Below are 25,377 nucleotides of genomic sequence, written 5' to 3' on the forward strand. Positions count from 1 at the left end.
GGACGGGAAGGCTGGGGCGGTGAGCAGCGGTCTTCTGAGCCGGCGGTCTCTTCGTGGCGCGACGGCGCTGCGCGGCGGCCGTTCCTGGCGTCCCGGCCCGTATCCAGTCTTCGGCTTCCTGTGCTGGCTGGTGATGTCGCTGGCGTACTGGGCGGCGCCGCTGTGCTGCGAGGCGGGTCTGCACGCGGCGGTGATCGAGCGGCTGCGGGTGGACCTGTGGCATCCGCGGCATCCCCTGGCGGATCTGCCGGGTGCGGGCAGCCCGTACTACTCGCCGTACGCGGTGGCGCAGGGCCTGTTCGCGCGGCTGACGGGGCTGGGTGGCTGGGAGGTCGTGCGACTGGCCGGGCCACTGAACCTGTTGGTGCTGCTGACCGGCCTCGGCCGTCTGGCGCGGGTGCTGACGTCCCGGCCGTGGGCACCGGTCCTGGCGCTGCCGCTCCTGCTGATGGCTGGGGATCCCAGCTCCCCGGTCGTTTTCGCGGCCGGGCTGAGCCTGTGGGCCTGGGCGCTGACGGGGGCGCGGGCGCGGAACGACGGGGCGCTGCGGTATGTGGGCCCGAGCGGGCTGCCGGGGATCGCCGGGTACGCGGGGGCGGGCGTGCTGTACGGGGCGGTCCTGCTGATCGCTCCGGTCTCGGCGGTGGGGGCGGTCGCGGGGGCCGTCGCCTTTGTCGCGGGGTGGCAGCGGGGGTGGGGGCGGGCCGTCGGGGTGCGCTGGGCGGTGACGGCCGGTGTGGCGGTGCTGGTCGCCGTGGGGTGGCCGTACTTCGACCTGGTCGCGCCGGAGCGGGTGCCGGTGCCCTGGCGGTTCTGGCCGGTGCTGGCGGGGCTGCCGGCGCTGTGGGCGCGGGGGCGGCGGGATCCGCTGACGGTGATGTTCGTCCTCGGCTGCGCGGTCGCGGCGTGCGGGTACGGCGGGATCGCCGGGGTCGCGGCCCTGGTGTGCGCGGCAGCCGTGGAACTGGCGGCGCCCCGGCCGTGGGGTGCGCGGCGCGGGGTGTACGGCGGGGTGGTGGCCGCGGCGGCCTGTCTCGGGCTTCTCACGGCGCCGAGGCCGGCGGCGCCGTCGACGTACGAGTGGGCGGCGCGGCACATCGGCCGCGGTGAGGTGGTCCTCACGGCCGACCGCCACGCCGCCCTGGCGCTCGCGGGGTTCGGGGCGAATCTCGTCCCGCCCGGCCCGGTGGCGAAGGGCCACGTGCCGGACGTACGGGACTATCTCTCCCCGGCGTCGACCCGCGCCGACCGTGCCGCCGTGGTCCGGCGCCACCAGGTGCGCTGGCTGCTGCTGACGCGGCAGGACAGGGTGCCCGGGGAGGCGGTGGTGGTGGCGTGGAGCGCGCGCACGGGGGATGTGCTGGCGCGAGTCGTCGGAGCGGCGCCGGTGGCGGTGACTACTCGATGACGAGCTCGACCTCGATGTTGCCGCGGGTGGCGTTGGAGTAGGGGCAGACCTGGTGGGCGGCCTCGACGAGCTTGCGGCCGGTCGCCTCGTCCAGGGTGTCGGGCAGCTCGACGCGGAGCACGACGGCGAGACCGAAGCCCTCGCCCTCCTTGCCTATGGAGACCTCGGCGGTCACCGCGGCGTCGCTGACGTCGACCTTGGCCTGGCGGCCGACGAGACCGAGGGCGCTGCCGAAACAGGCGGCGTAGCCGGCGGCGAACAGCTGCTCGGGGTTGGTGCCCTGACCGTTGCCGCCCAGCGCGGCCGGCGGGGCCAGCTGGAGGTCGATCTGACCGTCGTTGCTGACGGCACGACCGTCGCGGCCGTGGGTGGCGGTGGCGACAGCGGTGTAGAGCGCGTCCATGGGTTCCATCCCTCTCAAAACGTGGTGACGGGGGCGGCCGGCCCGTTCTCTGCGGTCCGGGCCGTCTCACGACCACAAGTAGAGCACACAATTCAGTTGTGCACAACTAAATGGTGGACTAGCGCTACTCTGGAGGCATGACCACGCCTCCGCCCACCACCGACTGGCTCCGCCTCGACCAGCAGATCTGCTTCTCCCTGAACGCCGCCTCGCGCGCCTTCGGCGGCGTCTACCGCGTGATCCTCAAGGACCTCGGGCTCACGTATCCGCAGTACCTGGTGATGCTGGTGCTGTGGGAGCACGGCGACCTGCCCGTCAAGAAGCTCGGCGAGCACCTCCGCCTCGACTCCGGCACGCTCTCCCCGCTGCTCAAGCGGCTGGAGTCGGCGGGCCTGGTGCGCCGTGAGCGCAGCGCCCGCGACGAGCGTTCCGTGGAGGTCCGGCTCACCGAGGAGGGCGTCGCGCTGCGCGAGCGCGCGCTGGAGGTGCCGCGCCGGATCGCCGCGGCGACCTCCTTCGACATGGACGAGATCCGCGAGCTGCGGGCACGGCTGGACGAGCTGACCACGGCGCTGGACTCGGCTCAGCTGGACGAGAACTCCTGACGCCTGCGACGTAGCGGCGGAAGGCGGAAGGTCACACCGCCACGGCCGTACTCCCCCTTCGGTGTGCATTCCCGTCCCGCGCCCGCGGATGAACCCGGCGTGCCTTCCCACCGTCTTCCGGATCGAGCGCCTCCCCTTCACGCGATTCCGGAACACGACCCCCATGGACGCTCACGCCCCCCAGGCCTGTGCCGTCGTGGCCGGCTACGACGACGCCCCGCGCGTGCGGGCCACCGTGCGCTCCGTGCTCGCCCAGGGGCCCGCGGTCCGCGAGGTCCTCGTCGTCGACGACGGCTCGACGGACGGCGGCGCGGTGCTGGCCCGCCTCGCTTCGATCGACCCACGCGTGCGCGTGCTCCGGCGCCGGGTGCACAGCGGCGGCCGGGGCACCCCGCGCAACACCGGGCTGGACCGGGTGACGTCGCCGTACGTGATGTTCCTGGACGGCGGGGACGCGCTGCTGCCCGGCGCGGTGCGGGCGCTGCTGGGGGCGCGCGCGGAGGTCGCGAGCGGGTTGTGCGCGCGTCCCGCGCAGCGCCCTCCCCTGGTGCACGACACCGTCTGCGGCAACAAGCTCTACCGCACCGACTTCCTGCACGACCACGGCATCCGCTTCCCCGAGGGCCGCTTCGCCCACGAGGACGTCGTCTTCCACGCGCGCGTGCTGGCCGCGAGCCCGGACATCGCGCTCGTGCCGAAGCGGGTGTACGTGCCGCGCGCCCCGCAGGCCCCCGACAGCGGAGCCCTCACGGAGGCGTACCGGCTGGCGTACGACATCCTGCTGGCCGCCGGACGGGAGGAGCTGGCGCGGGCGGTGCGCGCCGGGCAGGGGGCGGCGGAACCGGTACCGCACGTGGTGTCCCGCTCACGGGGAGTTGTCGCGGTTGTCCGCGGTGTGCTCCGGCGCCTGGTTGACTGAAGCCGGTGTCCGACCGCGCACCACACGCACATCTCGCTCCATCTGACGAGGGGACGGCCGTACATGACCTGGCTGATCACCGGCGGCGCCGGCTACATCGGAGCGCACGTCGTACGGGCGATGACCGAGGCGGGCGAGCGCGCGGTGGTGTACGACGACCTGTCCACGGGAATCGCCGAGCGCGTCCCGGACGGGGTGCCGCTGGTCGTGGGTTCCACCCTGGACGCGGAGCGCGTGTCGCGCGCCCTCGCGGACCACGCCGTCACCGGGGTCGTGCATCTGGCGGCGAAGAAGCAGGTGGGCGAGTCGGTCGATCTGCCGCTGCACTACTACCGGGAGAACGTCGAGGGTCTGCGGGTCCTGCTGGAGCAGGTGACCGGGGCCGGGGCGCCGGGAGCGCCCGGTGCGCCCGGTGCGTCCGGGGTGTCCTCCTTCGTGTTCTCGTCCTCGGCGGCGGTCTACGGCATGCCGGACGTGGAGCTGGTCACGGAGGAGACGCCGTGCGTGCCCATGTCGCCCTACGGCGAGACGAAGCTGGCCGGCGAGTGGCTGGTCCGCGCGACAGGCCGGGCGACGGGCCTGGCCACGGCCTCCCTGCGCTACTTCAACGTGGCGGGCGCGGCGACCCCGCACCTCGCGGACACCGGCGTCTTCAACCTGATCCCGATGGTCTTCGAGAAGCTGACGGAGAACACGCCCCCTCGCATCTTCGGCGACGACTACGCCACCCCGGACGGCACCTGCGTCCGCGACTACATCCACGTGCTCGACCTGGCCGACGCCCATGTCGCCACGGCCCGCGCCCTGCGCTCCTCCCCCGGCCGCGACCTCACCCTCAACGTCGGCCGCGGCGAGGGCGTCTCGGTCCGCGAGATGATCGACCACATCAACGCCGTCACGGGCTACGACCGCCCCCCGACCGTCACCCCCCGCCGCCCCGGCGACCCGTCCCGAGTCGTCGCCTCCGCCGACCGCATCACCGCCGAGCTGGGCTGGAAGGCCAAGCACGACATCCAGGACATGATCACCTCGGCCTGGGAGGGCTGGGTACGACTGCATCCGGAGGCGGCTCGGGGGTAGGGGGCAGGGGTTGCGCGAAGGCTGGGTCCGCCCGCGCTCCGCGGTCCGCCGAGCGACCCCGTCCGACGGCCCGCGCCGGACAGGCCCTAGCCTGCCCCGATGACCGACCTCACCTCGCGCGCCCTGGGCGCCGTCATCGGCTCCGCCGTCGGCGACGCGCTGGGCGCCCCCTTCGAGTTCGGCCCCGAGGGCGCCTTCTCCGCCCGCTTTCCCCACCCGGGGCACGGCGGCGAGATGTGCGGGGGCGGCGGCTGGGAGCCGGGCGAGGCGACCGACGACACGCAGATGGCCGTGCTGGTCGCCGAGTCACTGCTGGAGCACGGCGGCCTCGAACTCCCGGACGTCTTCCACCGGTTCCGGCGCTGGGCCGCCGCGGACCCCAAGGACATCGGCCTGCAGACGGAGGCCGTGCTGAGCAGCGGCGACCCCTGGGACCTGGCCGCCGCCCTGCACTTCCAGACCAGCCAACGGGGCGCCGGGAACGGCGCGTTGATGCGGGCGGCGCCCTCCGCGGTCTTCTTCGCGCCCCAGGGGCGGGAGTCCACCATGGACGCCGCCCGCCGCCTCTCCGCCCTCACCCACGGCGACCGGGCGGCCTGGGAAGGCACCGCGATCCTCCATGAGCTGATCCGCACGGCCCTCACCGGCGCCGACCCGCTCGCCGCCCTCCCCGCCACCCTCGCCGCGGTACACCCCGACCACCGGGAGAGGTACGCCACCGTCCTCGCCCCTGACTGGCACCCCGACCGGGCGACAGAGTTCAACGGCGCGGTCTGGCCCTGCCTCGGCTCCGCCGTCTGGGCCCTGCGCACCACCTCCTCGTACGAGGAGGCCGTCCGCGCCGCGATCGACCTCGGCGGCGACACGGACACCGTCGCCGCGGTCACCGGCGGGCTCGCGGGAGCGGTCCACGGCATCGAAGCCGTCCCCGCCCGATGGACGCAGGCACTCCATGTCCCGCTTCCCGGCTTCGGCGGACGGGTCCTGCGCGCACCGGAGCTGGCAGGTCTCGCGCGTCGACTGCTCGGCTGAGGGCCCGGGACCGGCGCCCCCTCACGAACCAACCGCACCTCGACGCCGACGCGAACACAGCACCGGCTGACGGACACCGCGGCGCTGCTTGCCGCCGACGGACGCATGGAGGTGCTCGTCCCGGGACTCCTCGCCCCGCGCGCGGCACCGGCCGCCCGGCGGCACGACTCGGACTGAGCCCGGCCGCCCGGCTACAGCGCCTTGAGCGCCGCGGCCGTCCCGCGTGCCAGCGCGTCCAGATAGCCCTTCGGCAGCTTAGGGCTCCGGATCACCACGGACCGCCAGTACAGCGGCCCGGAGATCAGATCGAGCGCCAGCTCGTCATCGAGCCCCGCCCGGACCTCTCCCCGCTGCTCCGCCGCCACGAGGATCTTGCTGGCGACACCCTCCTGCCCGTCCCTCAGCGCCTTCTGCACCGCTTCGGCGATCTCGGGGTTGCGGGCCGACTCGGCCTGGAGGTCCGGGAGGATCTGCGAGGCCACGGGGTGGCGCAGCGCACGGGAGGTCACCTCGTACAGCAGCCGCAGATCGCTCTCCAGCGCGCCGGTGTCCGGCGCGGGCAGCCCCTGCACGGCGAGGGCCGACACCACATCCAAGACGAGATGCAGCTTGGAGCGCCAGCGCCGGTAGACCGCGGTCTTGCCGACCCCCGCCCGGCGCGCGATCCCCTCGATGGACATCCGCGCGTAGCCGACGGCCGCGAGCTCCTCGAAGACGGCCGCCCGGATGGCCTCCGTGACGTCCTCCCGGAGCACGGCGGCTCCGGCGGGGGCCCGGCGGCGCGGACGGGTCTGCGGCTCGTCGGCGTTCGTCGTCATGCGAACCAGCATAGGGCGTTACGACGATACGGTCCCGTCCCCACGCAGAACGTCACGACGAAACGGTTGCGTTCCGACGCCCACTCGGCCTACGCTCACGTTGCGACGATACGGTCCCGTCCCGACGTAAGAGAACGTGAAGAGAAGCGTAAGGAAACGTCGGGTGACGGACACACCCCCAACCGAAAGCAGCGGATGTGAGCCAGGTCCTCCACACACCGCCTCCGACGACGGCGACCCTCCCCCCGACCGCCGAAGGCGACCTCGCGGCCCTCGCCGCCCGTCACGGCCTCTCCGTCAGCGGTGCCCGCCCGACCCTGTCCGAGTACATCCGCCAGCTGTGGGCCCGGCGCCACTTCATCACCGCGTTCTCGACCGCCAAGCTCACCGCCCAGTACAGCCAGGCGAAGCTCGGCCAGATCTGGCAGGTGATGAACCCGCTGCTCAACGCGGCGGTGTACTTCTTCATCTTCGGCGTGCTGCTGGGCACCAAGAAGGGCGTGCCGGACTACGTCCCGTTCCTGGTGACGGGCGTGTTCATCTGGACCTTCACCCAGAGCTCGATCCTCACGGGCACCCGCGCCATCTCCGGCAACCTCGGCCTGGTGCGCGCCCTGCACTTCCCGCGGGCCGCGCTGCCGCTCTCCTTCTGCCTCCAGCAGCTCCAGCAGCTGCTGTTCTCGATGGCCGCCCTGGTCGTGATCCTGCTCTGCTTCGGCGTGCCGGTCTCGGTCTCCTGGCTGCTGGCGATCCCGGCACTGGTGCTGCAGTTCACCTTCAACGCCGGCGTCTCGATGATCGTGGCCCGGGTCGGCGCCAAGACGCCGGACATCGCCCAGCTGATGCCGTTCATCCTGCGCACGTGGATGTACGTGTCCGGCGTCATGTGGAGCATCGACCACCTGGCGGCCAAGCACACCCACTGGCCGTCCTGGGTGGTCCCCGTCCTCCAGGCCAACCCGGCCGCCATCTACATCGACCTGATGCGCTTCGCGCTGATCGACAGCTTCCACTCCAGCCAACTGCCGCAACACGTCTGGCTGATCGCCACGGGCTGGGCCCTGCTCGCCGGCGTCGGCGGCTTCATCTACTTCTGGAAGGCTGAGGAGACGTACGGCCGTGGCTGAGAACCTCGAGAACCCCGCAACCCAGACCGCGTCCCCGATCGGCCTGGCCCCCACCGTCGTCGCCGACAACGTCGACATTGTCTACCGCGTCAACGGCACCGGTGCCGGCCGCGGCTCCGCGACCGCCGCCCTCAACCGCATCCTGCGCCGCGAGAAGACCGAGAGGGCGTCCGGCGTACGCAAGGTCCACGCGGTGAAGAAGGTCTCCTTCGTCGCCTACCGCGGCGAGGCCATCGGCCTGATCGGTACCAACGGCTCCGGCAAGTCGACCCTGCTCAAGGCGGTCGCCGGTCTGCTGCCGGTGGAGAGCGGCGCCATCTACACCGACGGCCAGCCCTCCCTCCTCGGCGTGAACGCGGCCCTGATGGGCGACCTGACCGGCGAGCGCAACGTCTACCTCGGCGGCCTCGCGATGGGCATGTCCCGCGAGCAGGTCAAGGAGCGCTACCAGGAGATCGTCGACTTCTCCGGCATCAACGAGAAGGGCGACTTCATCACCCTGCCCATGCGCACGTACTCCTCCGGCATGGGCGCCCGCCTCCGCTTCTCCATCGCCGCCGCCAAGGACCACGACGTCCTCCTCATCGACGAGGCCCTCGCCACCGGCGACCGCGCCTTCCAGAAGCGCTCCGAGCAGCGCATCCGCGAGCTGCGCAAGCACGCCGGCACGGTGTTCCTGGTCAGCCACAACAACAAGTCGATCCGCGACACCTGCGACCGCGTGCTGTGGCTGGAACGCGGCGAACTGCGCATGGACGGCCCGACCGAGGACGTCCTGAAGGAGTACGAGGCCTTCACCGGCGACAAGACCACGAAGCCGAAGCCCAAGCCGAAGCCGAAGGTCGCCGTCTAGCGCACCTCGTGCTGGAACACCCACGTCCGGTAGACCAGGAACCGGAAGGCGGAGGCCAGCACGATCGACGTGGCCTTCACGGCGTTCGACGCGAGCGGGCCGTGAAGGCCGAGGCCGTGATAGCCGACGTAGAAGAGGCCGCTCTCCATCGCCACACCGATGGCGCTGAAGACGAAGAACAGCACGACCTGCTGACGTGTGCGCGAGTCCCGGTCGCGATAGGTGAAGAAGCGGAAGCCGAGGTAGTTCGTGCCCATGGCGACGAGGCTCGCCAGCACCGTCGCCACCATCGCCCGTCGGCCGAGGCCGTGCAGCAGCACGTTGAAGACGAGGAAGTTCACCACGACACCGCTGCCGCCGACGACCCCGAAGTTCACCACTTCACGGACGATCCGCCGGAGCCGCTCGAGCGGCACGGCGGCGGCAGCCGCTCGCTCCTCGGACAGGTTCACAGTCACCGCACAAGGCTTAGTCGCCCCGGGTAAGCCACCCGCCGGATTTTCCCTAAGCCAGACCAAAAGCCGGGCCAAGAAAGGGGCGCCCCGAGCCATGACGGCCCGGGGCGCCCTCTCTCGTCGTATCGCCTACGAATGCGTCCGCAGCAGTGTGCGCATGGTCCGCATCGCCACCGACAGGTTGGCGAGGTCGAACGCCTCCGAGCCCTGGATCTCCTCCAGGGTCGAGCGCGCCCGGCCCAGGATCGCCGCGTTCTTCTCCTCCCACGCCTTGAAGCGCTGCTCGGGAGTCGAGGTGCCGTTGCCCACCGCGAGCACGTCGGCGGTCAGCGCCGCGTGGGCCGCGTAGAGGTCCTCGCGGATGGAGGCGCGGGCCATGGACTGCCAGCGGTCGGCGCGGGGCAGCTCGATGATGCGGTCCATGAGCTGGGTGATCCGCAGCCGGTCGCCGAGGTCGTAGTAGACCTCCGCGACATCCAGCGGCTCGCGGCCCATGCGGTCGGCCACCAGGACGATGTCGAGCGTCGGGAAGGCGGAGGAGAACCCGGACACGCGCGTGGCGAGTTCGTCCGGGACGCCGGCGCCGGTCAGCTCGTCGTAGATCTGCTGGTACCACTCCAGATCCGCGCCCCGCAGCAGCTTCGGCAGCTGCGACCAGACCTGGTCGACGCGCTCGGAGAAGAACTCGACCGTCTCGGCGAGCTGCAACGGCTGCGGCCGGTTGTTGAGCAGCCAGCGCGTGCCGCGCTCGACGAGCCGGCGCGAGTGCAGCCGGATCCGGGTCTGCACGGCGGCCTCGACCTGGTTGTCGAGCGCCTCCACCGCGTCCCACACCACGGCCGAGCGGAAGATCGCGCGGGCCGCGGTCTGCGCCCGGACGATCTCCTCGAGGGAAGCGCCGGTCTCCTCGCGCAGCCGGTGCAGATAGGTCGTACCGCCCGTGTTGACCGTGTCGTTGACCAGCACCGTCGTGATGATCTCGCGGCGCAGCGGGTGGCTGTCGATGTGCTCGGCGAACTTCTCGCGCAGCGCGCTCGGGAAGTAGGAGTCGAGCAGACCGCGCAGGTACGGGTCGTCCGGGAGCGAGGTGTGCAGCAGCTCGTCGGAGACCGTGATCTTGGTGTACGCCAGGAGGACGGCCGTCTCCGGGCCGGTCAGGCCCTGTGCGGCGCCGAGGCGTTCCCGGATCTGGCGGTCGGTGGGCAGGAACTCCAGGGCCCGGTCCAGCAGGCCCGCGCGCACCAGGTGGCGCAGGTAGCGCTGCTGGGCGTGGAGCATGTCCTTGGACTGGGCCAGCGCGTTGGCGATGGCCGTGTTCTGCGCGTAGTTGTTGCGCAGCACCAGTCGGCCGACCTCGTCGGTCATCTCGGCGAGCTGCTTGTTGCGCTGCTTGACGGTCATGTCGCCGTCCGCGACCACGCCGTTGAGCAGGATCTTGATGTTCACCTCGTGGTCGGAGGTGTCCACGCCCGCGCTGTTGTCGATGGCGTCGGTGTTGATCTTCCCGCCGGTGAGCGAGAACTCGATCCGGCCGAGCTGGGTGAGCCCCAGGTTGCCGCCCTCGCCGACGACCTTGACCCGCAGGTCGGCGCCGTCGACCCGGATCGGGTCGTTGGCCTTGTCGCCGACGTCGGCGTGGGTCTCGGTGGAGGCCTTGACGTACGTGCCGATGCCGCCGTTCCACAGCAGGTCCACCGGCGCCTTGAGGATGGCCTTCATCAGGTCGGCCGGCGTCATCTTGGCGACCTTGCCCTCGATCCCGAGGGCCTCGCGGATGTGCGCGTTGACCGGGATGGCCTTGGCGCTGCGGGGGAACACACCGCCTCCGGCCGAGATGAGCTCGGCGTTGTAGTCGGCCCAGCTGGAGCGCGGCAGCTCGAAGACGCGGCGGCGCTCGGCGTAGGAGGTGGCCGCGTCCGGCTTCGGGTCGATGAAGATGTGCCGGTGGTCGAAGGCGGCGACCAGGCGGATGTGCTCGCTGAGGAGCATGCCGTTGCCGAACACGTCACCGGACATGTCACCGATACCGACGACCGTGAAGTCCTCGGCCTGCGTGTTCACACCCAGTTCCCGGAAGTGCCGCTTGACGGACTCCCAGGCACCGCGCGCGGTGATGCCCATGCCCTTGTGGTCGTAGCCCGCCGAGCCACCGGAGGCGAAGGCGTCGCCGAGCCAGAAGTTGTACGACTCGGCGACCCCGTTGGCGATGTCCGAGAAGGTCGCGGTGCCCTTGTCGGCGGCGACGACGAGGTAGGTGTCGTCCTCGTCGTGCCGGACGACGTCGGCGGGCGGCACGACCTCGCCGGCCACCATGTTGTCGGTGATGTCGAGCAGCGCCGAGATGAACGTCTTGTAGCTGGCGATGCCCTCGGCCAGCCACGCGTCCCGGTCCACGCTCGGGTCGGGCAGCTGCTTGGCGACGAAGCCGCCCTTGGCACCGACCGGCACGATGACGGTGTTCTTCACCATCTGCGCCTTGACCAGGCCGAGGATCTCGGTCCTGAAGTCCTCACGCCGGTCGGACCAGCGCAGACCACCGCGAGCGACCTTGCCGAACCGCAGGTGCACACCCTCGACGCGCGGCGAGTAGACCCAGATCTCGAACGCCGGGCGCGGCGCCGGCAGGTCCGGGATCATCTGCGGGTCGAACTTCATGGACACGTATTCGTGCGGCTTGCCGCCGAGCGCCTCCTGGAAGAAGTTCGTGCGCAGGGTCGCCTTGATGACGGTCAGGAACGACCGCAGGATCCGGTCCTCGTCGAGGCTCGCCACCTGGTCGAGGGCGGCGTCGACCTCTTCGAGGAGGGCGTCCACGATCTCGTGCCCGGCGCGCTGCCGGTCCGGTGACATCCGCGCCTCGAACAGGGAGACGAGCAGCCGGGTGGTGTGGACGTTGTTGCGGAGGGTGTCCTCCATGTAGTCCTGCGAGAAGGTGGAGCCCGCCTGCCGCAGGTACTTGGCGTACGCCCGCAGCACCGTCGCCTGGCGCCAGTTCAGCCCGGCGCTCAGCACGAGGGCGTTGAAGCCGTCGTTCTCCGCCTGCCCGGTCCAGGTCGCGGCGAAGGCCTCCTGGAAGCGCTCGCGGCCGTCGTCGCCCAGGTAGTCCCCGGCGCCGTTCTGCGACTTGGGCATGCGCAGCCCGAAGTCGTAGATCCAGGCGATGCTGCGGTCCGAGCAGCGCAGCTCGTAGGGCCGCTCGTCGATGACCTCGACACCGAGCCGGTTGAGGACCGGCAGCACGGCGGACAGGGTGATCGCGGCACCCTTGCGGTAGATCTTGAAGCGGCGCTCCTCGGGGGCGGCGCCGACCGGCTCGTACAGGCTCAGCGCGAAGTTGTTGTCCTCGGTGAGCTTCTCCAGGTGGACGAGGTCGGCGACCGCGGAGCGCGAGGTGTGGTCGGCCTTGTAGCCCTCCGGGAAGGCGTTGCCGTACCGGCGCAGCAGCTCGGCGGCGCGCTCCTCGCCGAGTTCGTTGTTGAGGGCCTCGGCGAAGCCGTCGGCCCAGGAGCGGGCGGCCTCGACGAGCCGCGCCTCGATGCGCTCCTTGTCGAGGTCGGAGAGCTCCGGCAGCTCGGTGCCCTGCGGGACCCGGACCACGAAGTGCAGCCGGGACAGGATCGACTCGGTGTTCCAGGCGGTGAAGTCGACGCTGGTGCCGCCGAGTTCCTCCTTGAGGATGTCGATGATCCGCAGCCGGACGCCGGTGGTGTACCGGTCGCGCGGCAGGTAGACGAGGGCGGAGTAGTAGCGCCCGTACTCGTCCTGGCGCAGGTAGAGCCGCAGCCGCCGCCGCTCCTGGAGGTACAGCACGGAGGTGACGATCGACTGCAGTTCGTCGGGCGGGGTCTGGAAGAGCTCGTCGCGCGGGTAGGTCTCCAGGATCTGGAGCAGGTCGCGCCCGTCGTGGCTGTTGGGAGAGAAGCCCGCGCGCTGCAGCACCTCCTCGACCTTGCGGCGGATGACGGGGACCCGGCGGACGGACTCGGTGTAGGCGGCGGAGGAGAAGAGCCCGAGGAAGCGGCGCTCGCCGACGACATTGCCCTCGGCGTCGAACTTCTTCACACCGATGTAGTCCAGGTACGACGGCCGGTGCACGGTCGCCCGGCTGTTGGCCTTGGTCAGCACCAGGAGTTTGTGCTCGCGCGCCTTGGCGCGGGCGTCGGCGGGCAGCCGCTCGAAGGAGGGGCTGACGGGGTGGCTCTCGTCCTCGGCGTGATGCGGGTCGGAGCGCAGGATGCCGAGGCCGGTGCCCGGCACGGCGACGAGGGAGTCGTCCTCGCGGAGCTGGTACTCGCGGTAGCCGAGGAAGGTGAAGTGATCGGCGGCCAGCCAGCGCAGCAGCTCGCGGGCCTCCTCGATGTCCTGCTCGCGCAGGTCGGAGGCGACGGGCTCGGCGGGCAGCTCCTCGGCCATCCGCAGCGCCGCGTCCCGCATCTTCTCCCAGTCCTCGACGGTCTCGCGGACGTCCGACAGGACGCGCAGCAGATCGGCGGTGATCTGCTTCAGGTCCGCGCGGTCGGTCTCGCGGTCGATCTCGACGTGGATCCAGGACTCGGTGTGCGCGTCGTGCGGAAGCTCACCGCTGGGTCGCTGGGCGAGCACCTCGATGAGCTTGCCGGTGACGTCCCGCCGGACGACGACCTGCGGGTGGATGACGACATGGATGCCGCGCCCCTGCCGGGTCAGCTCATTGGTGACGGAGTCGACGAGGAAGGGCATGTCGTCGGTGACGACCTCGACGATCGAATGCGTGCACGCCCATCCGTTCTCTTCCACGGTGGGCGTGAGGACCCGCACACTGGCGGTGCCCTGCGGCCGGTTCTCGGCCAGCCGATAGTGCGAGTAGGCGGCTCCGAAGACATCGACCGGGTCGCGATCGGTGAGATCCTCCGGGGCGGTGTGCAGGTAGTAGCGCTGGAGGAACGCGAGCACGGTCTCCCGGTCAGGGGTGCTCTCGTCCGTCGTCCCGGTCGGTAGGTGCCCCCCGACCGGGCTGTTCTCAGCTACCCGGGCGGCCCTCTCGAGCAGCTCGGCCTTGGCTTCGTCCAGCTTGGTCTGCATTGTCCTCTGGCTCCTGTCGCGCGCCGTTGCGTGACGTTGAAGGAAGTACGGTCTCTTCCCCTGGGACGTAACGCCGCGACACGGGGTGTCCGGTCTGCTCCGACGCTATGCCGCAAGGTGAGATGAGCGGGGGGTTATCAGCCATTCTTGGCACGCCCGACGGATGTGACGCTGCTCTCTGCGACGCCGCTCCAGGGGATGTGCGCGGCGCCCCGGGGGCCCATGTGCCCCCGCCCCGCCCGCGAAGACCAGCGACCGCCGCCCGGTCACGGATGTCGTCCGTGCTCTCCGGGCGCAGGGCAGGGGCAACGATGCCCCCGCGAACTATCGCGCTGATCACGCCACTAAGGCTATCGCTCCTTACAGGGGGCCCGTCATGAGCCGTATGTGTACAAAACCGGGGGTCGAACTTTGACGTTCTGCACAGGGGCAGGAAGCGGCGCGGCATGCGGTGGGCGTCCTCGACCGGCCCCCTTGGCAAGGGCCCGCTCCGGAGGCACATTGCCGACATGACAGCCAAAATCCTGATCGTCACCGGCGACGCGGCGGAGTCACTGGAGGTCCTGTACCCCTACCAGCGCCTCCGCGAAGAGGGCTACGACGTCCATATCGCGGCCCCCACCCGCAAGAAGCTCCGGTTCGTGGTCCACGACTTCGAACCCGGCTTCGACACCTACACCGAGAAGCCCGGCTACACCTGGCCCGCCGACCTGGCCTTCGCCGAGGTCGACCCCGGTCAGTACGCCGCGATCGTCATCCCCGGCGGCCGCGCCCCCGAGTACCTGCGCAACGACCCCGAACTCCGCAAGATCCTCAAGTCCTTCTTCGACGCGGACAAGCCGGTCGCCCAGATCTGCCACGGCCCCCTGCTCACCGCCGCGGTCGACGGCCTCCGCGGCCGCCGCGTGACGGCCTACCCCGCCCTGGAACTCGACATGCAGGCGGCCGGCGCCACCTTCCAGGACGCCGAGACGGTGGTCGACGGCACGCTGGTCTCCGCCCGGGCCTGGCCGGACCACTCCCGCTGGATGCGCGAGTTTTTGACGATCCTGCGGGCGAAGGCGCCGGTGACATGAGGGGTATGAGGGACATGCCACCGAGGTAGTCGTTCGACTGAGGCTGAGTGGGGGCCGGTCGCGCGATTCCCCGACCCACGCACCGCCACCGCTCAGCCCTCACCCGCACCGCCCCCGGGGAACCCGACGAGCCGGCCCCGCCGCTACGCCGCGAGCCGCTCCGCCTCCACCACGGCCTCCGCCAGGGTGTCCACCACCGGCACCCCCACCTCCTCCAGGCTGGCCCGGCTGTGCGAACCCCCCGTGTACAGCACGGCCCGCGCCCCCACGTGCCGCGCCGCCACCGCGTCGTCGGCCGCGTCCCCGATCACCACGGTCCGCGCGGGGTCCACTCCCGCCACCCCCGTCAGTTCCGCGAGGTGCCGGGTCATGTGCTCGGCCTTGCTGCCTCCGGAGGGCCCGGTCCGTCCGTCGACGCGTATGAAGTGCGCCTCGATCCCGAACCCCCGGACCAGCGGAAGCAGTTCCTCGTGCCCGTACATGCTGAGGATCGACTGGCTGCGCCCCGCCGACCGCCACTTTGCGAGCAGCTCGGCCGCGCCGGCCGTCAGCCCGCAGCCGACCCGATGCACGGTGTAGTACCGATGGAAGGTCTCGTCCATGACGGCCCACTCGGCCTCGGTCGGCAGCCGCCCCAGCAACCGCTCGTAGAACTTCGGCACCGGCACGCAGTACAACGCCCGGTACCGCTCCATCGTGATCGGCGCGAGTCCCAGCTCGGCGAACGCCGCGTTCGTCGCCCCGATGATCGCGTCATTGTCGTGGAACAGCGTCCCGTTCCAGTCCCACACAATGTGCGCGCCCGTTTGCATCCCCATGTCGAAAAAATGTACCCGCCGTCACTGACAATCAAGTGACTCGCAGGTCACAGAGGCACGGCCGGCGCCTCAGTTCCCGAGCCCGACCAGGTTCGGGATCTCCTGCGTGGCGAACCAGAGCAGTTCGTGGTCCCCGGCTCCGTCCACGACGAACTGCGCGTCGTCGTCCCCGCCCTCCGCCGCCGCGAGCGCCTGCGCGGCCGCGGTCACGTCCGTCTCGGCGTCACTCGCGTCCACGTGCACGGCGGCCGCCTTGCCGAGCGGTACGGTCCGGTCGACCCGCACCTCGCCCAGCGCGGTCGGGTCGAGCCCCCGGTCGGGGTCGGAGAACGCCGCGCCGTCGGGCACGTCGACGGCGACCACGACCCGGCGCCGCACGGCCTCGGGGTCGGCCGCCAGCAGCCGCAGCGAGGCGAGCGCGGCCCGGTTCAGCGCCGCGTACTCCAGTTCCTCGATGTCGTCGGAGAGGTACCACTCGCGCAACGCGGGCGTCACGGCATAGGCGACGAGCGGTCCGGGCCCCAGCTCGCCCGTCTTGTACGCCTCGGCGAGACCGGAGAGGGTCAGGGGGACGTAGACACGCATGGCTGCCGCTTTCGTGGTCGGGGGCGGGGTCGCAGTGCTCCGCGGGGGCCTCGGTGAGGGCCTTCAGGATACGTGCGGGCGTCCCCTTTCGAGTCCCTGCCTCTACGTCCGCAGGCGTCCACCCCGGTACGGAAACTCACCCGGTGCGCCCCCGCGGTCACGGCCTTCGGCCCGCCTCGGTCACTCGGATAAGTGAACGTTCCGGCCGCTCGACCCGGCCCCCGCCTTCCTTGCCGCGGCCGCCCGCGGCCCCGTACAAGATCCCCAACACAAAGTTACCGCCCGGTACAACGCCGGGCCCACCGAACGGGGACCCCATGAACAAGGTCATGACCAGGGCACAGAACCGTCCGGGCACCCGCCCCCGGGCCGCCGTGACGCACGCCGCCCGGGCACCACCCCGCCCCGCACCCCGACCGGCGGCACGCCCCGCACGACCGCGGACGACGGCCGCCCGCCGGGCTCACGGACCGGCACCGGCCCGCACACCGCCCCTGCCGACAACCGCCCGCCGACGACCCGCTCAGAGGCCCGCGAACGGCCCCTCGGCGCCCCTGTCGTCCCCTCCCAGGCCCCGCGCAGGCCGATCCTCCAGCCCCGCCCCACCGACCTCTTCGCCGACCTCCTCCTCGCGGTCCTCAGCGGCCAGCGCCCCGTCCACTCGATGCTCCGGCACACCGTCGGCCAGGCCTACGACGAACTCGCCGTGCTCGCCGAACGCGGTCCCCTCCGCACCCGCGGCACCCGCCCCGTCATCCGCGACATCGGCTACTACGTGCCCCGCGACGGCGCGGTCGAGGCCTTCGCCCGTATCGGCGCCGGCGACCAGCTCCGCGCGATGGCCTTCCGCCTGGAACTGGGCCGGGACCGCCGCTGGCGCTGCGCGGCGGTCGAACTGGGCGGCCCCAGGGCCGGCCGCACGGACGAACGCCTGACACCGCCCGCCGACGAACGCGGAAGGGCCGGGCCACCCCAGGTGGCCCGGCCCTTCACACCGCTACAGCGTCACTTCTTGCGGCGGCGCCCACGCGACTGCTTGCGCCGCTCCGCGCGCGTAAGACCGTCCGCCTCGGACCGCACCGGCTCTTCGTCGTCGGCGAACTCACCCTCGACGACACCGCCCTCGCCGTCCACGGTCGGCGCGGAGAAGTGCAGATCCCGGCGCTGCGGAGCGTCGAGCCCCTTCGCACGGATCTCCGGACGCGAACCCGCCTGCGCCGGCACCGAGTCCTGCTTGTCGAGCGACGGCTTGTCGTCCTGGACCGGGACTTCCTCGACCTGCTGCTCGACCTGGACCTCCAGGTTGAACAGGTAGCCGACGGACTCCTCCTTGATGCCCTCCATCATGGCGGTGAACATGTCGAAGCCCTCGCGCTGGTACTCGACCAGCGGGTCCTTCTGCGCCATCGCGCGCAGGCCGATGCCCTCCTGGAGGTAGTCCATCTCGTAGAGGTGCTCGCGCCACTTGCGGTCCAGAACCGACAGCACGACCCGGCGCTCCAGCTCACGCATGATCTCGGAGCCGAGCTGCGCCTCGCGCCCCTCGTACTGCTCGTGGATGTCGTCCTTGATGGACTCGGAGATGAAGTCGGCGGTCAGCCCGGCCCGGTCGCCGGCCGCGTCCTCCAGCTCCTCGACGGTGATCTTCACCGGGTAGAGCTGCTTGAACGCGCCCCACAGCCGGTCGAGGTCCCAGTCCTCCGCGAAGCCCTCGGCGGTCTCCGCCGCGATGTACGCGTCGATCGTGTCGTCCATGAAGTGCACGATCTGCTCCTGCAGATCCTCGCCCTCCAGGACGCGGCGCCGCTCGCCGTAGATGACCTCACGCTGGCGGTTGAGGACCTCGTCGTACTTCAGGACGTTCTTACGGGTCTCGAAGTTCTGCTGCTCGACCTGCGACTGGGCGGACGCGATCGCGCGCGTGACCATCTTGTTCTCGATCGGCACGTCGTCCGGGACGTTCGCCATCGACATCACGCGCTCGACCATCTGGGCCTTGAACAGACGCATCAGGTCGTCGCCGAGCGACAGGTAGAAGCGGGACTCACCCGGGTCGCCCTGACGGCCGGAGCGACCGCGCAGCTGGTTGTCGATACGACGCGACTCGTGCCGCTCGGTGCCGAGGACGTAGAGCCCGCCGAGGTCCTTGACCTCTTCGAACTCCGCCTTGACGGCCTGCTCGGCACGCTCCAGGGCGGCGGGCAGAGCCTGCGCCCACTCCTCGATGTGCTCCTCGGGGTCGAGGCCGCGCTGGCGCAGCTCCGCCTCGGCGAGGTCCTCGGGGTTGCCGCCGAGCTTGATGTCGGTACCGCGGCCGGCCATGTTGGTGGCCACGGTCACGGCGCCCTTGCGGCCGGCCTGGGCGACGATCGTCGCCTCCCGGTCGTGCTGCTTGGCGTTCAGCACCTCGTGCTGGACTCCGCGCTTGCTGAGCTGCTGCGAGAGGTACTCGGACTTCTCGACCGACGTCGTACCGACGAGGATCGGCTGGCCCTTCTCGTGCTTCTCGACGATGTCGTCGACGACCGCCTCGAACTTCGCGACCTCGGTGCGGTAGATCAGGTCCGACTGGTCCTTGCGGACCATGGGCCGGTTGGTCGGGATCGGGACGACGCCGAGCTTGTAGATCTGGTGGAACTCGGCGGCCTCGGTCATCGCCGTACCGGTCATGCCGCAGAGGCCGGGCTGCTCCTTGCCGCTGTGGTCGTGGCGCTTGTAGAGGCGGAAGAAGTTCTGGAGGGTGATCGTGGCGAGCGTCTGGTTCTCGTCCTTGATGTCCACCCCTTCCTTCGCCTCGATCGCCTGGTGCATGCCCTCGTTGTAGCGGCGGCCGGCGAGGATACGGCCGGTGTGCTCGTCGACGATCATGACTTCGCCGTCCATGACGACGTAGTCCTTGTCCTTCTTGAAGAGCTCCTTCGCCTTGATGGCGTTGTTCAGGTAGCCCACCAGAGGGGTGTTCACCGACTCGTAGAGGTTGTCGATGCCCAGCCAGTCCTCGACCTTGGCGACACCGGACTCGTGGATGGCGACCGTGCGCTTCTTCTCGTCGACCTCGTAGTCGCCGGTCTCCTCGATGCCCTTGAGCTGGTTGCCGGCCTCGCCCTTCTTCAGGCGGGTGACCAGCTTGGCGAAGTCGCCGTACCACTTGGTCGCCTGGTCGGCCGGGCCGGAGATGATCAGCGGCGTACGGGCCTCGTCGACCAGGATGGAGTCGACCTCGTCGACGATGGCGAAGTTGTGGCCGCGCTGGACGAGCTCGTCCTTGGACCACGCCATGTTGTCGCGCAGGTAGTCGAAGCCGAACTCGTTGTTCGTGCCGTACGTGATGTCGCACGCGTACTGCTCACGGCGCTGGGCGGGCGTCATGTTGGCGAGGATGCAACCGACTTCCAGGCCCAGGAACTTGTGGACGCGGCCCATCATCTCGGAGTCGCGCTCGGCCAGATAGTCGTTGACCGTGATCAGGTGGACGCCCTTGCCGGACAGCGCGTTCAGATACGCGGGCAGGGTGCCGACGAGGGTCTTGCCCTCGCCGGTCTTCATCTCGGCCACGTAGCCGAGGTGGAGGGCGGCGCCGCCCATGATCTGCACGTCGTAATGACGCTGGCCGAGCGCGCGCTTGGCGCCCTCGCGCACGGTGGCGAACGCCTCGGGCAGCAGGTCGTCCAGCGTCTCACCATCGATGTACCGCTGCTTGTACTCATCAGTGAGGGCCCGCAGCTCGGCGTCGGAGAGGTCGACGAAGTCCTCTTCGATGGAGTTGACCTGGTCCGCGATGCGGTGCAGCTTGCGCAGGATCTTGCCTTCGCCTGCACGCATGATCTTCGAGAGGACGGACACGGGGGTAAGTCTCCTTGCCGGTCGGGCCTGGGACGGTCGTTTTCCATTTGACTTGACTGAGCAACGGCCATCGTATGCGAGGACCCGGCCACGCCGGGAGCCTGCCGAGGGCGCCGACCGTCCGCTGCTTCAAATCTCCGTCAAAGGGGACAACGGACGGAGGTTGCGGATGGTGCCGCGTCCCTCCGACGTTTTGCGCGAACTGTGATCACCCGCTCACACAGAGCAAAAGGATGGCGTCCACGCCCGCACTCCGAGCAGAATCGGCCGATGGAACCCGTCACGCTCACCACCGGCCGCCTGGTTCTGCGCACCGTCGGTCCCGACGACACCGACGCCGTGCACGCCGCCGCCCAGGACCCCGAGATGCAGCGCTGGCTCTCCCAGTTCCCCTCGCCCTACCTCCACGAGCACGCGCGCGCCTTCACGGAACAGTTCGCCCCCGACGGCTGGGCCAACGACTCCATGTTCACCTTCGGCGTCTTCCTCCCCACCGGCGAACTCGTCGGCATGCTCGGCCTCACCATGCGCTCCCTCGGCGTCGCCGAGATCGGCTTCTGGGCCACGAAGGAACACCGCGGCAACGGCTACATCACCGAGGCCACCACCACGACCGCCCGCTGGGCCTTCACCGCCCTCTCCATCGACCGCATCGAATGGCGCGCGGAAGTGGGCAACACCCCCTCCCTCGCGGTGGCGGAACACGCCGGCTTCACCCTCGAAGGCACCCTCCGCGCCGCGATCAACAACAGAGGCGTACGACGCGACTGCTGGGTGGGTTCCCTACTCCCCTCGGACCTGGGCCTGCCGTCAACGGCGCCTTACCTACCGGCACGACCACACTCCAGCGCCCCCAACACCTGACCCCGCCGGGGACTCAGCGCCCCTGGAGGACGGGACGGCGGGGGCGCAAGCCTCACCGGCACCCCAACACCGCGCACTCCCCGAAGAACCCCGAGGTCATCCCCCGCTGTCAGTCCCACCTCCTATCGTGCGGAAGCATGACGACCCCGCGCCCCACCGCAGCGCTCTCCGCAGACGAGGCCCGCCGCATCGCCCTCCACGCCCAGGGCTTCCTCGGCACCCCCAACCGCAAGGCCGGCGTCCGCGGCATCCTCCGCCACCTCGGCGCGGTCCAACTCGACACCATCTCGGTCCTGGCCCGCTCCCACGAACTCATCCCGTACGCCCGCCTGGGCGCCGTCGGCCGCAAAACGGTCGAGGACGCCTATTGGACGGACACACACGCCTTCGAGTACTGGTCCCACGCCGCCTGCATCCTCCCCATCGAGGAATGGCCCCACTTCGCCTTCCGCCGCCGCGCCTACCGCAACCGCCCGCACTGGAACCACACCCTCCCGGACGGCACCTACGACCAGGTCATCAAGCAACTCCGCTCCGAAGGCCCCCTCACCGCCACGGAGTTGGGCGGCGCGAAGAAGACCAGCGAATGGTGGGACTGGTCCGGCACCAAGGTCGCCGTGGAGCGCGCGCTGATGTACGGCGAGGTGGTCTGCGTGGAGCGCCGCGGCTGGAAGCGCGTGTACGACCTGGCAGAACGCGCCGTCCCCACGGCCCTGCTGCACGACGACCTGGACGACACCGAGTGCCTGCGCACCCTCGTCCGCCTCGCCGGCAAGTCCCTCGGCGTCGGCACCCGCGCGGACATCGCCGACTACCACCGCCTCAAGGGCGACCAGGTCGACGCGGTGATCGACGACTCGGGCCTGGTCCCGGTCACGGTCGAGGGCTGGTCCAAGCCGGCCTGGGCGGACCCCGCGGCCCTGGAGACACCCCCGCGCGGCCGCCACCGTACGACGCTCCTGTCGCCCTTCGACTCCCTGATCTGGGAACGCGCGCGCACGGAGCGGATCTTCGGCTTCACCCACCGCCTGGAGGCCTACGTCCCCAAGCCGAAGCGGGTGTACGGCTACTTCGCGATGCCGGTCCTGGCCGGCGGCCGTCTCGTCGGCCGCGTCGACCCGGCACGCGAGGGCCGCACCCTCGTCGCCAGGCAGGTCACCCTGGACGGCCCGAAGGCGGTCCCGGCGGTGGCCCAGGCGCTGGTCGAGGCGGCGAGCTGGGTGGACTGCACGGACGTACGCGTCGAAAGAGTGGACGCACCGGATCTCCGCGATCCCCTGACCAGTGAACTCGCCCGAGCACTGGCTTGACGGAACCGCCGGGCCTCAACGGACCTCAGCGGATCTCGAGGATCTTCTCCCGCATCGCATAGACGACGGCCTCCATCCTGGAGTGCAGCTGCAGCTTCTCCAGGATGTTGCGCACATGGTTCTTCACGGTGTTCTCGGAGATGAACAACTCCTTGGCGATATCGCGGTTGTTCATACCGGTGGCGACGAGTTTGAGAACCTCGAGCTCCCGGTCCGTCAGCCGCGGCGCGGGCACAAGTCGGCGTTCGTCCGTCCGCTGGATCATCGATTTGAACTCGGTGAGCAGTTTCGACGCCATGGACGGGCTGATCTGCGACTGCCCGTCGGCCACCGCGCGAATGGCGGTGGCCACCTCGTCCGTGGAGATCTCCTTGAGGAGATATCCGGTCGCGCCCGCCTTGATCGCCTCGTAGAGGTCGGCTTCCTCATCGCTGATCGTCAACATGATGATCTTGGCGCTGGGTGCCACCTCCTTGATGGAGGTGCACGCCTCGATACCGCCCCGCTTGGGCATCCGTACGTCCATCAGGACGATGTCGGGCAGCAGATCGGCGGCCTTGTCGACGGCCTCGGCGCCGTCGCCCGCCTCGCCCACGACCTGGATGTCCTCCTCGGCCGCGAGCACGATCTCGAGTCCCCGTCGGAAGAGGGCATGGTCGTCGACGACCAGGACACGGATGGGCTCCTTGCGTGGTGAGCCCGCGTCCGATCCCATGCTGACAACGCCGTCGTCGGCGCCCTCGGCATGCATCGGTCCGAAGCTGTCCGCCATCGTTCCTCCCCCTGAAGGCTGTGGCTGGTCATGTGCCATCGCCAACCCAAGGCAACGGCCCACCGGTTGGGCCGATGCGGCCATGATTCCATGCCCGGACGACACTGCGGTGACGTAGCCGGGCGTGAAGTGGTCGCACACCGGTGCCCCTGGGGGCGCACACGCGCTCCAGGGGCACCGCTCAGCCGTCAGCCGGGCGCGTGTCAGCCACCCAGCGTGCCGCCGGCCGCGGGAGGCGGCGCCTGGGCGACCATGGGGTCCGTGCTGAGGTGGATGACGCCGTAGTCGTAGGCGTGCCGCCGGTAGACGACACTCGGTTCCTTGGTCTCGGAGTCGACGAACAGGTAGAAGTCGTGCCCGACCAGCTCCATCTCGTACAGAGCCTGGTCAAGGGTCATTGGGGAGGCGACGTGGGTCTTCTCGCGGACGATGAGGGGGCCTTCGCCCTTCACTTCCAGCGAGCCGATCTTCTTGGTGGGTACGCCGTCCGGCTCCTGCTCGTGGACCGGGTCGCCGTTTCCGTTGAGCGTCGCCGCGCCCGGGACGTGGTCGGGAACCTCGGCCGCCGTGAGCCGGCGTGAGCCGCGACGGGAGTAACGCTTGTCGTGCTGCTTGCGCAGCCGGGCGTCGAGCTTTTCCGCCGCCAGGTCGAGCGCCGCGTACGGATCACTTGCTGCCGCCTCCGCCCGGATCACCGGACCGCGGGAGCGGAGCGTGATCTCCACTCGGTCACAGCGGTCGGCCTGTCGGGGGTTCGGCTCCTTGGACACCTCGACGTCGAGGCTGATCACCTTGCCGTCGAGCTTCTGGATCTTCTCCAGCTTCAGCTTCTCGGCCACGTGCTTGCGGAACCGCTCGGGCACCTCGGTCTTGCGGCCCTTGACGACGATGTCCACGCAGAACTCCGTTCCCGGATCACTCCGCGCCACTGGCGGAGCATCTCCCTTTTGCACCAGGTCCCGGTGAGCCCCGGAACCTCGGACTCGGTGACGTCCACCTCCTCCCCCGTGGGCAGGATCTCCACTCCACCGGGACGGGTGATTGTGAAAAACCCGCGGCACGGCAATCGGATATGAGAGGTGTGGCCTGGGCCTTTCCTCACAACCGAACATATCTCGCCCGGACGGATGTCGTCACCCTCTACCGCGGCGTACCTCCGTTCAGGTGAATTGGCCCTCTTATTACCTGCAACGATGCAACTTCGCAGTCAGTTCCGGTTTATTTCGAAAGAACTTGGCGATGCCGCGACCACAGCCGCGCAGATGACGTCACCGGCACGATAGGTCTGCACCATTCCTGGCCCACCGCCCACGTCTGCCTCCGCCGATCGATTCCTCCGTCCCCCTGTGCCTTCCCGAGCAGCCGTGCCGTACACAGGTGTTACGGCTGAGCCGTACGCGACCGAGCCACTGGCCCGCCCCCGCGCGACCGCCTCCGCGGCCACAGCCGTCGCCGCCCGCACGGCACGCGCCGCCTCCGTCAGGGAGGCGCCGGTCGTCATCAGGTCGTCGACGAGCACGACCGGCCCTCCGAGAAGCAACCGCCCACCACCGGGAACGACCTCGAGCGCACCCGAGAGATTCTCCAGCCGCTCCCGCGAGTCGAGCCCCGACTGATCAGCCACGGCCCGCCGCTGCCGCAACACACCGACCACCCGCGCCGCCACCCCACCACGCCGCAGCTCCCCCGCCGCCGCCAGCGCGATCCGCCGCGCCGGATCATGCCCCCGAGCCCCCACCACCCGCCGCGCGGACGGCACAGGAACAAGCAACACGACCCGGTCCCCCGCTCCTGAACCCCCGACTCCCGCTGCCGCCCCACCCCCGGAACCGCCTCCCGCCGACCCCACCCCAGGCCCCACAGCAACCCCAGCAAACCCCGCAGCCCCACCCACAGACCCCGCGCCGCCACTCGCTGCTCCCCGACCACCGACCCCCGCCGAACCGCCGCAGCGCTCCGCCCCGGCGCCCGCAGAACCGCCGCCACGCCCCGCGGCGGCACTCAAGGAATCTCGACCATCCGTCCCCACCAAGCCGCCACCGCACTCCGCGCCGGCAGGCAAGAAACCTCGACCACCCGCCCCCGCCAGGCCACCACCACGCCCCACCGAGGCACGCTCCGCCCCCCAGCCGACACCTACCGCGAGACCACCCGTCGGCCCCTCCACGGGCGCCGCCAGCCCCCACCCCTCGGCCCCCGCGACACCTCCAGTCCACCCAGGCCCTACGGACTCCCGACCAGCACCCCCTGTCAGGTCGCCGAACGCGCCACCGGCTCCCACAGGCCCCTCGCCGGAGCACCCCGGCCCCACGACACGTCGCCCCCGCTCCGCCCCCTCAGGACCCCAC

At 70.5% G+C, this 25,377-nt stretch carries 18 protein-coding genes and 2 pseudogenes; 11 read left to right on the forward strand and 9 right to left on the reverse strand.

Annotated features, from left to right (window positions below; translation table 11 throughout):
• The first annotated feature begins 19 nt into the window (after window positions 1–19).
• A complete protein-coding gene (locus tag OG381_RS19975; protein ID WP_327717431.1) occupies window positions 20–1,408 on the forward strand; it encodes a hypothetical protein in 1,389 nt (462 codons plus the stop codon).
• Here the strand turns inward: OG381_RS19975 and OG381_RS19980 are convergent.
• Window positions 1,398–1,811 carry an organic hydroperoxide resistance protein gene (locus OG381_RS19980; RefSeq protein WP_327717432.1) on the reverse strand — a complete coding sequence of 138 codons (414 nt, stop codon included), beginning with the start codon at window positions 1,809–1,811 and terminating at the stop codon, window positions 1,398–1,400. The genes OG381_RS19975 and OG381_RS19980 overlap by 11 nt on opposite strands.
• Window positions 1,812–1,948: 137 nt before the next feature.
• Between OG381_RS19980 and OG381_RS19985 the strand changes: the two genes are divergently transcribed.
• The 4 genes and pseudogenes from OG381_RS19985 (at window position 1,949) to OG381_RS20000 (ending at window position 5,447) form a co-directional block, all read left to right on the forward strand.
• Window positions 1,949–2,416 (forward strand): MarR family winged helix-turn-helix transcriptional regulator, encoded by a 468-nt coding sequence (locus OG381_RS19985; RefSeq protein ID WP_307029931.1) that lies wholly within the window; start codon window positions 1,949–1,951, stop codon window positions 2,414–2,416.
• Between the two features lie 163 nt (window positions 2,417–2,579).
• A pseudogene (locus OG381_RS19990) lies at window positions 2,580–3,239 on the forward strand (glycosyltransferase family 2 protein); the annotation flags it as partial.
• A gap of 159 nt (window positions 3,240–3,398) precedes the next feature.
• A complete protein-coding gene (gene galE, locus OG381_RS19995) occupies window positions 3,399–4,415 on the forward strand; it encodes a UDP-glucose 4-epimerase GalE (RefSeq protein ID WP_327717433.1) in 1,017 nt (338 codons plus the stop codon).
• Between the two features lie 99 nt (window positions 4,416–4,514).
• A complete protein-coding gene (locus OG381_RS20000; RefSeq protein WP_327717434.1) occupies window positions 4,515–5,447 on the forward strand; it encodes an ADP-ribosylglycohydrolase family protein in 933 nt (310 codons plus the stop codon).
• Window positions 5,448–5,638: 191 nt separating this feature from the next.
• Here OG381_RS20000 and OG381_RS20005 read toward each other — a convergent pair whose 3' ends face one another.
• Window positions 5,639–6,265 carry a TetR/AcrR family transcriptional regulator gene (locus OG381_RS20005; protein WP_327717435.1) on the reverse strand — a complete coding sequence of 209 codons (627 nt, stop codon included), beginning with the start codon at window positions 6,263–6,265 and terminating at the stop codon, window positions 5,639–5,641.
• A gap of 197 nt (window positions 6,266–6,462) precedes the next feature.
• Between OG381_RS20005 and OG381_RS20010 the strand changes: the two genes are divergently transcribed.
• Window positions 6,463–7,392 (forward strand): ABC transporter permease, encoded by a 930-nt coding sequence (locus OG381_RS20010; protein WP_327717436.1) that lies wholly within the window; start codon window positions 6,463–6,465, stop codon window positions 7,390–7,392.
• Window positions 7,385–8,245 carry an ABC transporter ATP-binding protein gene (locus OG381_RS20015; RefSeq protein ID WP_327717437.1) on the forward strand — a complete coding sequence of 287 codons (861 nt, stop codon included), beginning with the start codon at window positions 7,385–7,387 and terminating at the stop codon, window positions 8,243–8,245. The genes OG381_RS20010 and OG381_RS20015 overlap by 8 nt, the downstream gene beginning before the upstream one ends.
• Here the strand turns inward: OG381_RS20015 and OG381_RS20020 are convergent.
• Both OG381_RS20020 and OG381_RS20025 read right to left on the reverse strand, forming a co-directional pair.
• The gene (locus OG381_RS20020) at window positions 8,242–8,703 is read right to left on the reverse strand and encodes a GtrA family protein (RefSeq protein ID WP_327717438.1); all 462 of its coding nucleotides are present in this window, start codon (window positions 8,701–8,703) and stop codon (window positions 8,242–8,244) included. The genes OG381_RS20015 and OG381_RS20020 overlap by 4 nt on opposite strands.
• A gap of 126 nt (window positions 8,704–8,829) precedes the next feature.
• Window positions 8,830–13,761, reverse strand: coding sequence for an NAD-glutamate dehydrogenase (locus OG381_RS20025; protein ID WP_327717439.1), 4,932 nt, complete (start codon window positions 13,759–13,761; stop codon window positions 8,830–8,832).
• Window positions 13,762–14,270: 509 nt separating this feature from the next.
• Between OG381_RS20025 and OG381_RS20030 the strand changes: the two genes are divergently transcribed.
• Window positions 14,271–14,837 (forward strand): DJ-1/PfpI family protein, encoded by a 567-nt coding sequence (locus OG381_RS20030; RefSeq protein WP_327717440.1) that lies wholly within the window; start codon window positions 14,271–14,273, stop codon window positions 14,835–14,837.
• Between the two features lie 143 nt (window positions 14,838–14,980).
• Here the strand turns inward: OG381_RS20030 and OG381_RS20035 are convergent, their stop codons facing one another.
• Together OG381_RS20035 and OG381_RS20040 are read right to left on the reverse strand one after the other, a co-directional pair.
• On the reverse strand, window positions 14,981–15,655 hold the full coding sequence (locus tag OG381_RS20035) for an HAD family hydrolase (RefSeq protein WP_327717441.1): 675 nt from the start codon (window positions 15,653–15,655) through the stop codon (window positions 14,981–14,983).
• 69 nt (window positions 15,656–15,724) lie between these two features.
• Window positions 15,725–16,240, reverse strand: a complete 516-nt coding sequence (locus OG381_RS20040) for a DUF6912 family protein (protein ID WP_327717442.1) — start codon at window positions 16,238–16,240, stop codon at window positions 15,725–15,727.
• A 317-nt stretch (window positions 16,241–16,557) separates the two neighbouring features.
• Between OG381_RS20040 and OG381_RS20045 the strand changes: the two are divergent.
• Window positions 16,558–17,168 (forward strand): annotated as a pseudogene (locus OG381_RS20045) (Rv3235 family protein); the annotation flags it as partial.
• Between the two features lie 77 nt (window positions 17,169–17,245).
• Here the strand turns inward: OG381_RS20045 and secA are convergent.
• Window positions 17,246–20,083 carry a preprotein translocase subunit SecA gene (secA, locus tag OG381_RS20050; protein WP_327717443.1) on the reverse strand — a complete coding sequence of 946 codons (2,838 nt, stop codon included), beginning with the start codon at window positions 20,081–20,083 and terminating at the stop codon, window positions 17,246–17,248.
• Window positions 20,084–20,353: 270 nt separating this feature from the next.
• Here secA and OG381_RS20055 point away from each other — a divergent pair, with 270 nt between their 5' ends.
• Both OG381_RS20055 and OG381_RS20060 read left to right on the forward strand, forming a co-directional pair.
• Entirely contained in the window at window positions 20,354–20,947 is a 594-nt protein-coding gene (locus OG381_RS20055) for a GNAT family N-acetyltransferase (RefSeq protein WP_327717444.1), read from the forward strand.
• A gap of 137 nt (window positions 20,948–21,084) precedes the next feature.
• On the forward strand, window positions 21,085–22,257 hold the full coding sequence (locus OG381_RS20060) for a winged helix-turn-helix domain-containing protein (RefSeq protein WP_327717445.1): 1,173 nt from the start codon (window positions 21,085–21,087) through the stop codon (window positions 22,255–22,257).
• A gap of 25 nt (window positions 22,258–22,282) precedes the next feature.
• Here the strand turns inward: OG381_RS20060 and OG381_RS20065 are convergent, their stop codons facing one another.
• Entirely contained in the window at window positions 22,283–23,029 is a 747-nt protein-coding gene (locus OG381_RS20065; RefSeq protein ID WP_327717446.1) for a response regulator transcription factor, read from the reverse strand.
• Window positions 23,030–23,232: 203 nt separating this feature from the next.
• Entirely contained in the window at window positions 23,233–23,925 is a 693-nt protein-coding gene (gene hpf / locus OG381_RS20070) for a ribosome hibernation-promoting factor, HPF/YfiA family (RefSeq protein WP_373463824.1), read from the reverse strand.
• Window positions 23,926–25,377 lie beyond the last annotated feature (1,452 nt).

The organism is Streptomyces sp. NBC_00490, from assembly GCF_036013645.1.
GTDB classification, from domain to species: Bacteria; Actinomycetota; Actinomycetes; order Streptomycetales; family Streptomycetaceae; genus Streptomyces; species Streptomyces canus_F.

Excerpts from the sequence above, each read along its gene's own strand:
- OG381_RS19980 (WP_327717432.1), bottom strand. The coding sequence starts at position 1,811 with ATGGACGCGCTCTACACCGCTGTCGCCACCGCCACCCACGGCCGCGAC.
- OG381_RS19985 (WP_307029931.1), top strand. The coding sequence starts at position 1,949 with ATGACCACGCCTCCGCCCACCACCGACTGGCTCCGCCTCGACCAGCAG.
- galE (WP_327717433.1), top strand. The coding sequence starts at position 3,399 with ATGACCTGGCTGATCACCGGCGGCGCCGGCTACATCGGAGCGCACGTC.
- OG381_RS20000 (WP_327717434.1), top strand. The coding sequence starts at position 4,515 with ATGACCGACCTCACCTCGCGCGCCCTGGGCGCCGTCATCGGCTCCGCC.
- OG381_RS20005 (WP_327717435.1), bottom strand. The coding sequence starts at position 6,265 with ATGACGACGAACGCCGACGAGCCGCAGACCCGTCCGCGCCGCCGGGCC.
- OG381_RS20025 (WP_327717439.1), bottom strand. The coding sequence starts at position 13,761 with ATGCAGACCAAGCTGGACGAAGCCAAGGCCGAGCTGCTCGAGAGGGCC.
- OG381_RS20030 (WP_327717440.1), top strand. The coding sequence starts at position 14,271 with ATGACAGCCAAAATCCTGATCGTCACCGGCGACGCGGCGGAGTCACTG.
- OG381_RS20035 (WP_327717441.1), bottom strand. The coding sequence starts at position 15,655 with ATGGGGATGCAAACGGGCGCGCACATTGTGTGGGACTGGAACGGGACG.
- OG381_RS20040 (WP_327717442.1), bottom strand. The coding sequence starts at position 16,240 with ATGCGTGTCTACGTCCCCCTGACCCTCTCCGGTCTCGCCGAGGCGTAC.
- OG381_RS20055 (WP_327717444.1), top strand. The coding sequence starts at position 20,354 with ATGGAACCCGTCACGCTCACCACCGGCCGCCTGGTTCTGCGCACCGTC.
- OG381_RS20060 (WP_327717445.1), top strand. The coding sequence starts at position 21,085 with ATGACGACCCCGCGCCCCACCGCAGCGCTCTCCGCAGACGAGGCCCGC.
- OG381_RS20065 (WP_327717446.1), bottom strand. The coding sequence starts at position 23,029 with ATGGCGGACAGCTTCGGACCGATGCATGCCGAGGGCGCCGACGACGGC.